At 70.5% G+C, this 13,223-nt stretch carries 13 protein-coding genes; 8 read left to right on the forward strand and 5 right to left on the reverse strand.

All coding sequences use genetic code 11. The features are described 5' to 3' along the window. Nucleotides 1-3: 3 nt before the first annotated feature. Complete coding sequence (locus L3Q67_RS11205) at nt 4-756, reverse strand: FadR/GntR family transcriptional regulator (RefSeq protein WP_499189445.1); 753 nt, start codon at nt 754-756, stop codon at nt 4-6. Nucleotides 757-842: 86 nt separating this feature from the next. Between L3Q67_RS11205 and L3Q67_RS11210 the strand changes: the two genes are divergently transcribed. The 8 genes from L3Q67_RS11210 to L3Q67_RS11245 are packed head-to-tail and all read left to right on the forward strand — an operon-like array spanning nt 843 to nt 9,234. Then, nucleotides 843-2,336: an ABC transporter substrate-binding protein gene (locus L3Q67_RS11210; protein ID WP_499189446.1), complete on the forward strand. Its 1,494-nt coding sequence runs from the start codon at nt 843-845 to the stop codon at nt 2,334-2,336. Beyond that, nucleotides 2,333-3,280: an ABC transporter permease gene (locus L3Q67_RS11215; RefSeq protein WP_499189447.1), complete on the forward strand. Its 948-nt coding sequence runs from the start codon at nt 2,333-2,335 to the stop codon at nt 3,278-3,280. The genes L3Q67_RS11210 and L3Q67_RS11215 overlap by 4 nt, the downstream gene beginning before the upstream one ends. Then, on the forward strand, nt 3,277-4,083 hold the full coding sequence (locus L3Q67_RS11220) for an ABC transporter permease (RefSeq protein ID WP_499189448.1): 807 nt from the start codon (nt 3,277-3,279) through the stop codon (nt 4,081-4,083). The genes L3Q67_RS11215 and L3Q67_RS11220 overlap by 4 nt, the downstream gene beginning before the upstream one ends. A 4-nt stretch (nt 4,084-4,087) precedes the next feature. Then, nucleotides 4,088-4,837, forward strand: a complete 750-nt coding sequence (locus L3Q67_RS11225) for an ABC transporter ATP-binding protein (protein ID WP_499189449.1) — start codon at nt 4,088-4,090, stop codon at nt 4,835-4,837. Further along, nucleotides 4,834-5,592 (forward strand): ABC transporter ATP-binding protein, encoded by a 759-nt coding sequence (locus L3Q67_RS11230; RefSeq protein WP_499189450.1) that lies wholly within the window; start codon nt 4,834-4,836, stop codon nt 5,590-5,592. The genes L3Q67_RS11225 and L3Q67_RS11230 overlap by 4 nt, the downstream gene beginning before the upstream one ends. Further along, nucleotides 5,589-7,025 (forward strand): aldehyde dehydrogenase family protein, encoded by a 1,437-nt coding sequence (locus L3Q67_RS11235; RefSeq protein ID WP_499191500.1) that lies wholly within the window; start codon nt 5,589-5,591, stop codon nt 7,023-7,025. Before L3Q67_RS11230 ends, L3Q67_RS11235 begins: the two co-directional genes overlap by 4 nt. Before the next feature lie 23 nt (nt 7,026-7,048). Continuing rightward, nucleotides 7,049-7,831: an SDR family NAD(P)-dependent oxidoreductase gene (locus L3Q67_RS11240; protein WP_499189451.1), complete on the forward strand. Its 783-nt coding sequence runs from the start codon at nt 7,049-7,051 to the stop codon at nt 7,829-7,831. Between the two features lie 17 nt (nt 7,832-7,848). Continuing rightward, on the forward strand, nt 7,849-9,234 hold the full coding sequence (locus L3Q67_RS11245) for an amidase (RefSeq protein ID WP_499189452.1): 1,386 nt from the start codon (nt 7,849-7,851) through the stop codon (nt 9,232-9,234). Here L3Q67_RS11245 and L3Q67_RS11250 read toward each other — a convergent pair. The 4 genes from L3Q67_RS11250 to L3Q67_RS11265 are packed head-to-tail and all read right to left on the reverse strand — an operon-like array spanning nt 9,182 to nt 13,208. Beyond that, the gene (locus tag L3Q67_RS11250) at nt 9,182-10,414 is read right to left on the reverse strand and encodes an MFS transporter (RefSeq protein ID WP_499189453.1); all 1,233 of its coding nucleotides are present in this window, start codon (nt 10,412-10,414) and stop codon (nt 9,182-9,184) included. The two genes, L3Q67_RS11245 and L3Q67_RS11250, sit on opposite strands and share 53 nt — an antisense overlap. A gap of 43 nt (nt 10,415-10,457) precedes the next feature. Beyond that, entirely contained in the window at nt 10,458-11,732 is a 1,275-nt protein-coding gene (locus L3Q67_RS11255) for an aspartate aminotransferase type Ic (RefSeq protein ID WP_499189454.1), read from the reverse strand. A 24-nt stretch (nt 11,733-11,756) separates the two neighbouring features. Beyond that, nucleotides 11,757-12,140, reverse strand: a complete 384-nt coding sequence (locus L3Q67_RS11260; RefSeq protein WP_499189455.1) for a DUF4276 family protein — start codon at nt 12,138-12,140, stop codon at nt 11,757-11,759. A gap of 42 nt (nt 12,141-12,182) precedes the next feature. Further along, on the reverse strand, nt 12,183-13,208 hold the full coding sequence (locus tag L3Q67_RS11265) for an AAA family ATPase (protein WP_499189456.1): 1,026 nt from the start codon (nt 13,206-13,208) through the stop codon (nt 12,183-12,185). Nucleotides 13,209-13,223 lie beyond the last annotated feature (15 nt).

Consider the following 13,223-nt stretch of genomic DNA (forward strand, 5'->3'; position numbering starts at 1 on the left):
GGGTCATTCTGCCGTGCCCAGCAAGGGGAACAACAGGGGCCGGTCCCGCACTGGAACGTAATCGGAGTAATGGTCGTAGATCGCGCGCCGCGCCAGTCGTTGCGCCCGCTCACCATCCCGGACGCGCACCGCATCGAACACCTCGCGGTGGTGCGCCAGCCAGGCCGACATCAGCGCGCGGCGGTCGTCCGCGTGTGAAAGCTTGTCCTCGATCAGGTCGAGCACGATGCCGCGCACGACTTCACCGCACACCACGATCAGCGTGTTCTGCGTGGCCCGCGCGATGATCTCGTGGAAGGCGATGTCGGCGCGGCTGAACTCCTCGTACCCGGCTTCGGCGGCGACGGTCATCGCCGCCATCGCCGTCTCCAGTTCGGCCAGTTGCTCGTCCGTGCGCAACCGCGCGGCCAGCAGGTACGCCGAACCCTCCAGCAGCATCCGGAACTGCAGCAGTTCGGTCAGGCTCATGGTTTCCGCGCGTGCCAGCCGGTGCATGGACTTGTGCAGGTTCGCCGGGGACGCCGGCAGGATCTCCGGCCCGCGTGGATCGCCCGGCTTCGACCGGATCATGCCGCCCGCCTGGAGCACCCGCAGCGCCTCGCGGACGGTCGACCGGCTCACGCCGAACTGCATCATCAGCTCGCGTTCGCTGGGCAGCCGTTCCCCGGCTTTCAGGCGGCCGCTGAACACGGCCTGTTCCACCTGCTCGACGACCCGCTCGTAGGCGCGGACCGGAGCGACCGGCTCGAACTCCATCCTGGGCACCTCTTGACCTCGGGGTGGGTGCGGTGCTTCCCTGCTTGCAGCTACTGGTCCGACCAGTCTACTGGGTTGGAGGAGTGATGAAAGCCCGACTTGTCGCCGCCGCCCTCGCGCTGCTGCTGGTGGCCTCGGGCTGCTCCGCGGGCTCGTCGGCCTTCGTGCCGGACGACGGGTCCACGCTGGCCGTCGGCTTCGCCGCCGAGCCGCAGAACTTCGACTTCACCCGCACCGATGGTGCCGCCATCCCGCAGGCGCTGCTGTACAACGTCTACGAGGGCCTGGTGAAGCTCGACGACCAGGGCCGGGTGGTGCCGCTGCTGGCCGACTCGTGGACGGTCAGCCAGGACCGGCTGGTGTACGACTTCGCGCTCAAACCGGGCGTCACCTTCAGCAACGGCGCCGAGTTCACCGCCGAGGACGTGAAGTTCTCGATCAACCGGGTCAAGACCGACTGGACCATCTCCATCAAGTCCAAAATGGACGTCGTGGACCGGGTGGAGGTCCTCGATCCGTTGCGCGCCAGGGTGGTGCTGACCAAGCCGAGCAACGCGTGGCTGTTCGACATGGCCAGCCGCGTTGGCGCGATGTTCACCCCGACCGGCATCGCGGACCTGGCGAACAAGCCGGTCGGTACCGGGCCCTACGAAGTGGCCTCCCGGCGGCGTGGTGATTCGATCCTGCTCCAGGCGAACCAGCGTTTCCGCGGTCCGGAACCGGCCTACCGCACGGTCTACCTGAAGTACTACAAGGACCCGACCGCGTTGAACAACGCCCTGCTGAGCAACGGGATCGACGTGATCGGCACGATCACCGCGCCCGACTCCATCCCGCAGTTCGAGGCGGACAGCCGGTTCAACGTCATCCAGGGCACCACGAACAGCGAAGTGGTGCTGGCGTTCAACAACGCCAAGGAGCCGCTGAACGACGTGCGCGTGCGGCGCGCGCTGACGCTGGCGATCGACCGCGAGGCGCTGCTCGCCACCGCGTGGGCCAACCGCGGCACGCTGATCGGCAGCATGGTCCCGCCCACCGATCCTTGGTACGAGGACCTTTCCGCCGCCTACCCGCACGACCCGGCACAGGCTCGCGCGCTGCTCGCCGAGGCGGGCAAGCCCGCGCTGAACCTGCGGTTGCGCATCCCGAACCTGCCGTACGCGGTCTCCAGCGCGCAGGTGGTCGCGTCGCAACTGGCCGAGGTCGGCGTGACGGTGACCATCGAGCCGCTGGACTTCCCGGCGGTGTGGCTCAAGCAGGTCTTCACCGACCACGACTACGACCTGTCGATCATCCAGCACGTGGAAGCCCGCGACATCACCACGTTCGGCAGGCCGTCGTTCTACTGGGGTTACGACAGCCAGAAAACCCGGGACCTGCTGGCGAAAGCCGACGCGGGTACCCCGGAGGAGCAGGTCAGCGCGATGCGCGAGGTGGCGCGGACGCTCAGCGACGACGCCGCCGCGGACTGGCTGTTCCTGTTCCCGAACGTGGTCGCCGCCAAGAAGAAGGTGACCGGGATCGTGCGCAACCAGGTCAGCGAGTCGTTCGACCTGACCACGCTGGGGAGGTCGGAGTGACCGCCCGGATCCTGCGCCGCACGGCGATCTTCCTGGTGAGCCTGCTCGCCGCCTCGATCGTGGTCTTCGTGTTCACCGCGGTGCTGCCCGGTGACCCGGCCCAGGTCGCGCTCGGCGTGAACGCCACGCCCGAACTGCTCGCGCAGACGCGCCAGGAGTTCGGCATCGACCGGCCGCTGCCCGCCCAGTACTTCGACTGGATGGGCGGCGTGCTCAGCGGTGACTTCGGCAAGTCCTACGTCACGCGCGACGCCATCGGGCCGCAGCTCGCCGACCGGCTCGGCGTGACGTTGTGGCTGGTCGGCGCGGGCATGCTGGTGGCGCTGCTGATCGCGGTCCCGCTCGGCACGCTCGCCGCGGTCCGCCACCGCCGGGCCAGCGGCACGGCCATTTCGACGGTCTCCCAGCTCGGTATCGCGGTGCCCGCGTTCCTCGCGGGAATCCTGCTGGTGCAGGTGTTCGCGGTGCAGTTGCAGTGGCTGCCCGCCGGCGGCTGGACCCCGCCGATCCAGGACCCCGGCGAGTTCCTGCGCGGGCTGATACTGCCCGCGCTGTCGCTCGGCGTGGTGCAGGGCGCGGTGCTGACCCGGTACGTCCGGTCGTCCGTGCTCGACGTGCTCGGCGAGGACTACCTGCGGACCGCGCGGTCCAAGGGGCTGATGCCGGGGCGGGCGCTGATCCGGCACGGGCTGCGCAACGCGGCGATCCCGGTGGTCACCGTGCTGGGCCTGCAGCTGACCACGTTGCTGGTCGGCGCCGTGGTGGTGGAACGGGTGTTCGTGCTGCCAGGACTCGGCAGCATGCTGCTCGACGCGGTCGCCGCCCGTGACCTGCTGACCGTGCAGGGCATCGTGCTGGTGCTGGTGGCCGGCGCGCTGCTGGTGAACTTCCTGGTCGACCTGCTCTACACCGCGCTCGACCCGAAGCTGCGAGGTGCACGGTGAAGATCGGCGGTGTTCTCGTCGGGCTGGTGGTGCTGGCCGCGTTGCTCTCGTTCCTCTGGACGCCGTACGACCCGACGGTGGTCAGCGCGGGGGAACGGCTGCTCGGGCCGACCGGCGACCACGTGTTCGGCACGGACAAGTTCGGCCGGGACGTGGCCAGCCAGATCATGGTCGGCGCGCGCACCACGTTGTACGTCGGCGTGGTCGCGGTCGGGGTGGCCGCGGTGATCGGCACGCCGCTGGGCATCCTGGCCGGGATGTCCCGCCGCTGGCTCGGCGAGTTCATCATGCGGGTCAACGATCTCGTGCTCGCGTTCCCCGCGTTGCTGCTGGCGATCCTGTTCGGCGCGGTGTTCGGCGCCGACACGTTCACCGCGATGATCGCGATCGGCATCGCCACCGTGCCGTCGTTCGCGCGCATCGCCCGGTCCGGCACCCTGCGTGTGATGAACACGGAGTACGTGCTCGCCGCCCGCGCGGCCGGTCGCTCGCGGTGGCACATCGCGGTCCGGCACGTGTTCCCGAACATCTCGGGCCTGCTGATCGTGCAGTCCTCGGTGTCGTTCGCGATCGCGGTGCTCGCCGAGGCGGCGCTGTCGTTCCTCGGGTTCGGCACGCGGCCGCCGACGCCGTCGTGGGGGCGGATGCTCCAGGAATCGCAGGAACTGCTCGCCGTGCAGCCGCGGCTGGCGCTGGTGCCCGGCATCGCCATCGCGATCGCGGTGCTCGGGTTCAACCTGCTCGGGGACGGGCTGCGCGACCGGTTCGACCCGAAGCTGGAGGTCCGCCGTGTTGCGAGTTGAGAACTTGAGCATCGAGACCGGCGGGTACGGCCTGGTGCACGACGTTTCGTTCACTGTGGACGGTGGTGAGCGGGTCGGGCTGATCGGGGAATCGGGCTCCGGCAAGTCGCTGACCGCGTCCGCGGTGCTCGGCCTGCTGCCGTACGGCGTGACCGCCACCGGCACCGTCGAACTCGACGGCCGTGACCTGCTCGGCGCCTCCGAGCGGGAGCTGAGCGGGCTGCGCGGGCGCGAGGTGGCCATGGTGTTCCAGGAGCCGATGACCGCGCTGAACCCGTCGATGCGGATCGGCAACCAGGTCGCCGAGGTGATGCGGGTGCACCGCACGCGGCCGGATCGGCGGTCGGCGAAACGCGCCGCGCTCGACCTGCTCGACCAGGTGCGCCTACCCGATCCGGAGCGGATCGCCCGCGCCTACCCGCACCAGCTCTCCGGCGGCCAGCGCCAGCGCGTGGTGCTCGCGATCGCGCTGGCGAACAACCCCGGGCTGCTCATCTGCGACGAGCCGACCACCGCGCTGGACGTCACCGTGCAGGCGCAGATCCTTGACCTGATCCGGGCCGGGGTGGACGGCAAGGCGCTGCTGTTCATCACCCACGACCTGGCCGTGGTCGCCCAGGTCTGCCAGCGCGTGCTGGTCATGCTGGACGGCCGGATCGTCGAGGAAGGCCCGGTGCGCGACGTTTTCCTGACGCCGCGGCACGAGTACACGAAGAAGCTGCTGGCGGCGTCGGACCTGGAGGCGCGGCGATGATCGAAGTCCGTGACGTGTGGCGGGTCTACCAGCGGACCGAGGCGCTGCGCGGGGTGTCGTTCACCGTGGAGGCCGGGCAGCGGTTCGGCATCGTCGGTGAGTCGGGTTCCGGGAAGTCCACTTTGGTCAGGCTGCTGGCCGCGCTGGACCAGCCGACCTCCGGGGAGATCCGCTTCCAGGGGCAGCGGGTCGACGGGGTGCCCGAGCGGCGGCTGCGCTTCCTGCGGTCGTCGCTGCAGATCGTCTTCCAGGACCCGATGGGCTCGCTGGATCCGCGGATGCGCGTGCGGGACATCATCGCCGAACCGCTGGGCCGTGCCGCGGACCGGGCAGAGCGGGTCGCCGAACTGCTCGACGCCGTCGGCCTGCCCGCCGACGCCGGGCAGCGCTACCCGCACCAGTTCTCCGGCGGACAGCGCCAGCGGATCTCCATCGCCCGCGCGCTCGCGCCCCGGCCCGCGGTGCTGCTGGCCGACGAGGCAGTCAGCGCGCTGGACGTGTCCGTGCGCGGCCAGATCCTCGACCTGCTCGCCGATCTCGCGGACCGCTTCTCGCTGACGCTGGTCTTCGTCTCGCACGACCTGTCCGTGGTGCGCCACCTCTGCGACACCGTGGCGGTGATGCGCGCGGGCGAGATCGTCGAGCTGGGCCCGGTCGACCGGGTCTACGACACGCCGGAGCACGAGTACACCCGCGAACTGGTCGCGGCCGCACCGACGCTGCGGAAGGTATTGAGCGAAATCGGGGAGAACTGATGCGGTATCCGGACGGCCTGCCGATCGGTACCGGCTGGGTGTCCACTTCGGACACCGAGCCGGTGCGGTTTCCGTTCGACGGCAGTGTGGTCGCACAAGCTCCGGTGGGCACGGCCGAGCTGGCCCGCCGGGCGCTGGACGAGGCGGTGGCGATCGCGCCCGAGGTGGCGGCGCTGCCCTCGCGCACCCGGCGCGCGGTGTTGAGCGGGGTGCGCGACCGGCTCGCCGAACGGCAGGACGAACTGGTCGAGCTGCTGGTCGCCGAAACCGGGAAACCGCTGGTGGACTGCCGCGTCGAGGTGGCGCGGACGCTGGTCACCTGGGAGGCCGCGGCCGAAGAAGTCGCGCGCCTGCACGGGGAAACCGTGCCGCTGGACCTGCTGCCCTCCGGCGACGGGCTGGTCGGCTTCTGGACGCGCAAGCCGATCGGCGTGGTGGTCGGCATCGCCGGGTTCAACTACCCGCTGCTGCTGGCCTCGCACAAGATCGCGCCGTCGATCGCGGCGGGCTGCCCGGTGGTGGCCAAGCCGGCGCCCGCGACTCCGCTGGCCACGTTGTGGCTGGTCCACCTGGTGCGCGAGGCGGCGGCGGAAGCGGGCGCGCCGGTGTCGATGGTCCAGCTGGTCACCGGGGACGTGGAGGTCGGCTCGGCACTGGTCACCGATCCGCGCGTGGGCGCGGTGTCGTTCACCGGCTCGGCCGCGGTCGGGCACCGGATCGCGCGGGACGCGGCTCCGCGCAAGACGTTGCTGGAGCTGGGTTCGAACGCCGCGCTGGTGGTCGCCGAGGACGCCGATCTGGACGCGGCCGCGGATGCCGTGCTGCGCGGTGGTTTCTACGCCTCCGGCCAGGCGTGCATTTCGGTGCAGCGGCTGCTGGTGGTCGATTCGGTGGCTGATGAGTTCACCGAGAAGCTGCTCGCGCGGCTCGGTGAGGTGGTCATCGGCGATCCACGCAAGGAGACCACGCGGGTGTCCGCGCTGATCGACGAGCGGTCGACCCGGCGCGTGCTGGATTGGGTGGAACAGGCGGTCGGCGCGGGCGCGAAGGTGCTCGGTGGTGGCGGGGCCGAGGGCGGGATCGTGCGGCCGACCGTGCTCGCGGACGTGCCCGAGGACGCCGACTGCTGGGCGGAGGAGATCTTCGGGCCGGTGGTCTGCCTGCGCCGGGTGTCCGATGTGGACGAAGCATTCGAACTGGTCAACGCGTCGCGGTACGGGCTGCACGCCAGTGTGTTCAGCCGTTCGCTGAACACCGCGTTCCGCGCGCTGGACCGGCTGGAAGTGGGTGGTGTGGTGGTCAACGAGGTGCCGGGGTTCCGGTCGGACACGATGCCGTACGGCGGGGTCAAGGACTCCGGGATCGGGCGGGAAGGGCCGCGGTTCGCCGTCGAGGAACTGACCGTGACGCGGATGGCGGTGATCCGGCCGTGACTTCGAGCTTTTCTCGGGGGTCCGTGGGTCGCCCCCCGGCTTGGGATTACGAGAAACTGTTCCGGCTGGACGGACGGCACGCGGTGGTGCTCGGCGCGGGCAGCGGCATCGGCCGAGAGGCGGCACGGGCGCTGGCCGCACAGGGGGCTTCGGTGGTCTGCGCCGACCGCGACGCCGGGACCGCGATCGCCACCGCCGAGATGATCGGCGGCGAGTCCTACGAGATCGACCTGCTCGACGCCGGTGCCGTGCAGCGGGCCGCCGCCGACCTCGGTGACATCGACATCCTCGTGCTCACCGCCGCGATGAACGTGCGCAAACGGATCCTCGACTACACGCGCGAGGAGTTCGACCGCGTGGTCGGGCTGAACCTCGGCGCCACCTTCGAGGTGGTGCGGGCGTTCGGCGCGGGCATGGTCGAGCGCGAGCGTGGCAGCATCATCGGCTTCTCGTCGATCCGCGGCACCACGGTCGAACCGGGACAGGGTGTCTACGCGGCCACCAAGGCCGGGCTGGTGCAGTTCTTCCGCACCGCCGCCGCCGAGTTCGGGCCCGCCGGGGTGCGCGTGAACGCGATCGCGCCGGGCGTGGTGGAAACCCCGCTGACCGCGCAGATCAAGGCCGACGCGGACTGGTACCGGGCGTACGCCGAGAAGGGCGCGCTCGGCCGGTGGGCGAAACCGGAGGAACTCGCCGGCGCCGTGGTCTACCTGGCTTCCGACGCGTCGACCTTCGTCACCGGCTCGGTGCTCGCGGTGGACGGCGGCTGGACCGCCGTCGACGGCCGCTTCACCCCGCCCGCCTGAGTTCTGGAGGAAACCGCATGACCGAGTTGCCCGATCTCTCCGCCACCGAACTCGTCGCGGCCTACCGCGCGGGCACGGTCTCGCCGGTCGAGGTGACCGATGCGGTGCTCAACCGCATCGAAGCCCGCGAACCGGAACTGCACGCGCTCTACGCCTACGACTCGTCGTCCGCGCGAGCGCTGGCGAAGGAGTCCGAGGCGCGCTGGCACGCGGGCGAGCCGCTCGGGCCGATCGACGGCGTTCCGTTGACGCTCAAGGAGAACATCGCCACCGAGGGCACGCCGACGCCGCTGGGCACGGCCGCCACCGAGCTGCGTCCCGCGACCGAGGACGCGCCGGTGGCCGCGCGCATCCGCGAGTCCGGCGGCGTGCTGCTGGCGAAGACCACCATGCCGGACTACGGCATGCTCACCTCCGGCCTGTCCAGCTTCCACACCGCGTCACGGAACCCTTGGGACACCACGCGCACGCCCGGCGGGTCGAGCGCGGGCGCGGGTTCGGCGGCGGCCGCCGGGTACGGCCCACTGCACGTCGGCACGGACATCGGCGGCTCGATCCGGTTGCCGGCCGGCTGGTGCGGCCTCGCCGGGCTCAAGCCGAGCTTCGGCCGGGTGCCGGTCGATCCGCCGTACATCGGCCGGGTCGCCGGGCCGATGACGCGCACGGTGGCCGACACCGCGTTGCTGATGGACGTGATCGCGCGGCCGGACGCCCGCGACCACATGAGCCTGCCCCCGGCGGAAATCCCGTGGCACGAACTGGATTCCGAGGTGCGCGGCCTGCGCATCGGCCTGCACGTGGACCCGGGTGCGGGGCTGCCGGTCGACCTGGCCACGCTCGCCGCGGTCACCGAGGTGGCCCGGCTGCTGGAGGGCGCGGGCGCGGTGGTCGCGCCGGTGGACCCGTTCCTGACCAGGGACCTGCTCGACGGCCTCGACGTGTTCTGGCGCATCCGGGCCTGGTCGGACATCAGTTCGCTGCCCGCCGAGCGGCAGGACAAGGTGCTGCCGTACATCGCGGACTGGGCGCGGGCGGCGGCCGGTGTCGACGGGCTGACCGGGTACCGCGGCTTCTCCTGCGTCGACACGATCAACGCGGCGACCCTGCGCGCCACCGAGCCCTATGACTTCGTGCTGTCGCCGACCTGCCCGGTTTCCGCGCCACCGGCGGACCACGCGTCGCCGACGAACGATCCCGAAAAGCCGTTCGAGCACATCGCGTTCACCGTGCCGTACAACATGTCCGGCCAGCCGGCGATCTCGGTCAACTGCGGCTACACCGCCGAGGGCCTGCCGATCGGGCTGCAGATCTCCGGCCGCCGGTTCGACGACCTCGGCGTCCTCCGGCTGGCTACGGCAGTGGAGCGACTTCGGCCCGAGCAGCGTCCGTGGCCTGCTTCATGAGGTGACGTCCCAGCAAGCGCCAAACCAGGGCGGTGAGGATGGTCATCACCACCGCCGAACCCCAGAACGGCGCGGTGATGCCGAATTCCTTCGCGACCGGGCCGCTGATCAGGCTGCCCAGCGCGGCGCCACCGACGGCGAACACCATGTAGGCGCTGTGCACCCGGCCGCGCAGGTTCTCCGGGACCACCCGCTGGCGCCAGGAAATCGAGATCACGCCCCAGATCGAGCCGTGCACCCCGAAGATCACCAAGGTCGCCATGGCGATCCACGGCTCCCGCGTCAGCGCGAGCCCGACGTGGGTGAGCGTCTCGATGATCAACCCGATGCGCAGCAACGCCGAGTCGGAGAAGCGCTCGCGCAGCCTGCTGACGATCATCGTGCCGAGCAGACCGCCCACGGCCGTCGCGGTGAGCAGCAGGCCGAAGCCGACGTCGCCGAGGCCCAGCCGTTCGCGGGCGTAGAGCACGAAGATCGCGAACCCGGCGAACAGCGTCACGTTCATCAGGCAGAGGGTCACCGCGAGCATGCGCAGCACCCGGTGGTTCGCCAGCCATCGCACGCCCTCGGCGATCTCGGTGCGGATCGGGCGCTTCTCCGTGACGGGCACGGTCCGCTGCCCGCCCTTGATGCCGAGCACGAGCAGCCCGGCGACCACGAACATCACCGCGTTCAGCCCGAACGGGATCGCGGCGGTCAGCGCGAACAACGCGGCACCCAGCGGTGGCGCGGCGAACTGGTTGGCCACCATGTGCACCGCGGCCAGGCGGGCGTTCGCCCTGGGCAGCAGCGGTTCCGGCACCAGGCTCGGCACGATCGTGCTGGAGGCGTTGTCCGCCAGCGTCTCCGCGGTGCCGACCAGGAAGAAGGCCAGGTAGATCAGCCAGACGGTGACCACCTCGGTGGACACGGCCAGCGCGAGCCCGCCGATCACCAGCGCGCGGAACCCGTTGACCGCGGCGATCAGCTTCCGCCGATCCAGCCGGTCCACGAAGACGCCGCTGACCAGTGACAACAGCAGCCACGGCAGTTGCTGGGCGAAGGCGGCCCCGGCCACCAGGCGTGGATCGCTGGTGAGCGAGGCCACCAGCAGGGGACCGGCGGCCAGCGCCACCCCGTCCCCGATGTTGGTCGCCGCGTTGGCCGAAAAGAGCCGCGTGAAATCCGCCCCCAGTTTCATCACCTCGCACGGTATTGATCCGTGCGAGGTGATGCCAGCCGTTTTACTTCTCGGCCACCGCGAGCCGGACGCACACCGCGAGCCCGCGGGTCGCGGCCTCGACCTCCTCGATCTTCGGGAAGGTCGGGGCGAGGCGGATGTTGCGGTCGTGCGGGTCCTCGCCCCGGGGGAAGGTCGCGCCCGCCGGGGTGAGCTTCACGCCGGCCTCACCAGCCAGCTCGACCACGCGCTTCGCGCAGCCGTCCGGCACGTCGAGGCTGATGAAGTAGCCGCCCTCGGGCTTGGTCCAGCTCACGCCGTCCGTCCCGCCCAGCTCCTCCTCGAGGATGGAGAGCACCAGGTCGAACTTCGGCCGGATGATCTCGCGGTGGCGGCGCATGTGCTCGGACACGCTCTTGGCGTCGGGCAGGAAGCGCGCGTGGCGCAGCTCGTTGACCTTGTCGGGGCCGATGGTGCGCTTGCTCAGGTGCGCGAGCAGCCACTTGACGTTCGCGTCGGAGCCGCCGAAGAACGACACCCCGCTCCCGGCGAGGGTGATCTTGGAGGTCGAGGCGAACACGAACGGGCGGTCCGGGTGACCGGCCTCGGCGGCGAGCCGCAGCACGTCGGCGATCTGCACCTCGGTGTCGGTCAGGTGGTGCACCGCGTAGGCGTTGTCCCAGAAGAGCCGGAAGTCCGCCGCCGCCGCGGGCATCGCGGCCAGCTCGGCGACCACTTCGGCGGAGTAGGAGACGCCGCTCGGGTTGCTGTACTTCGGCACGCACCACATGCCCTTGATCCGCGCGTCCTCGGCGACCAGGCGCTTGACCTCGGCGAGGTCGGGGCCGTTGTCGTCCATCGGCACCGGGATCATCTCGATGCCGAACTGCTCGCAGATGGCGAAGTGCCGGTCGTAGCCGGGCACCGGGCAGAGGAACTTGATCCGCTGCCCGAACCAGGCGGGCCCGTCCGTGGTCCCGCCGAGCAGCGCGGTGACGACGGTGTCGTGCATCAGCGCGAGGCTGGAGTTGCCGCCGGTGAGCAACTGCCCGGCGGGGATGCCGAGCACCTCGCTCCAGATCTCGCGCAGCTCGGACAGCCCCTGGAGACCGCCGTAGTTGCGGGTGTCCGTGCCGTCGGCCGCCCGGAACTCGGCGGCCCCCGGCAGATCGAGCAGGGCGGTGGACAGGTCCAGCTGGTCGGGCGCGGGCTTGCCACGGGTCAGGTCGAGCTTCAGTCCTTCGGCACACAGCCGTTCGTGCTCTGCCCGCAGCGCGGTGAGATCGGTCAAGGTGCTTCCTAACGGGGAGGGGCCGTCTTCGTCCTGATTGTCGGCCATCCCCTCCACCCCCGCCCCGCCAGGTCAGCCGAGCCGCGCCAGCCACTGCGCGAAATGCGGGCAGCGCTGCGTGAGCCGTTCAAGCCCGAGATCTTCGATGGCCAACGGCCCCTCGACCACCTTCGCGTAGCCGCCGCAGTAGGCGATGAGCCGTTTCGACGGCGCGGTCTCGGGCGAGTCGTTGACGAGTTCGGCCCCGCCCGCCGCCGCGGTGTCGGCCCTGAGCCGCTCGGCCAGCTCGGGTGTCCCACGCAGCTCGGCGAGCTCATCCCCGGCGGCGAACACCCACGTCTCGGTCTCCTGGAGGATGAGGTTCGGGATGAACCGGTGATCGCCGATCCTGGCCGCCAGCGCCCGCTCGACGTGGCGCACCCGATCGGCTGCCGAACCGGTTGGCCGGTCCGCCATGCCGGGTGCGTCGGCCGGGAAGCTCGATCTTGGCCCAGCTGGTCACGCCACCCCGGCGGGCGTTCTCGGTCGGTCGCCGATCACGTGCCGCTCCGGGGCGGGTCTGGTGAAGACCGAGCCACCTTGCTCGTCCCGTTCGACCACGATCAGGTCCGGCACGCTGAACTGGTTCATCAAGGTGACCGACTGCGTGGCGAGCAGGACCTGGCTGCGCGCGGCCGCCTGCTTGATCAGGTCGGCCAGCAGCACGATGGCCGACGGGTGCAGCCCCAGTTCCGGCTCGTCGAGCACCACGACGGCGGGCAATCTCGGCTGCTGGAGCAAGGTCACCAGGCAGACGAACCGCAGCGTGCCGTCGGACATCTGGTTGGCCGAGAACACCGCGTCGGAACCTTGCTGCCGCCAGCGCAGGAGCACCCGATCGCTGCTCTCCGGAACCAGCACGAAGTCGTCGAAGAAGGGGGCGATCAGCCGGATGGTGCGGACGATGCGCCGGTAAGCGGCCTGTTCCTGGGTGTCCTCACCGGACTGCAGGCCGAGCAGCACCGCGGCCAGGTTTCCGGCGTCGTCGCGCAGGGAGATGTTGTCGGCTGTCGGTACGCGCTGTTTGACCGGTGCGTCACGGCTGGTGTCCTGGAAGTGGAACACCCGGCAAGCGCGAAGCAGTTCGGGGATCGGCTCGCCGTGCAGATGCGACTCGCGGTGGCCGCCTCGATACGGCGACTCGTGCAGCTGCGCGGGCGAGACCTTCTCGACATCGAAAATCAGCTCATCGTCGGCGGCGGGCACCAGCACAGCGAGGTAGTCGCCGTCATCCGTGTGCACTCGCAGCCGGATGCGTCGTTCCGCGGCACCGTGGTGCACCAACGCCGAGGCGCCGCCGGAAAGTCCGACGAAGAGTCCGAGCCGCTGGTCCGCGATCCGCCCGAGCAGTTCGAAGGCGTGCACGAAGTTGCTCTTGCCCGCTCCGTTGGCGCCGACCAGCACGTTCAGGGCGCCGAGTTCAACCGTGGCGGAACGGATCGAGGTGAAGCCCTCGATCTCGATCGAACGCAACCGGCTGGTCATGCGCCAACTCTAGGC

The sequence above is a fragment of the Saccharothrix sp. AJ9571 genome (assembly GCF_021725495.1).
Taxonomy (GTDB): domain Bacteria; phylum Actinomycetota; class Actinomycetes; order Mycobacteriales; family Pseudonocardiaceae; genus Amycolatopsis; species Amycolatopsis magusensis.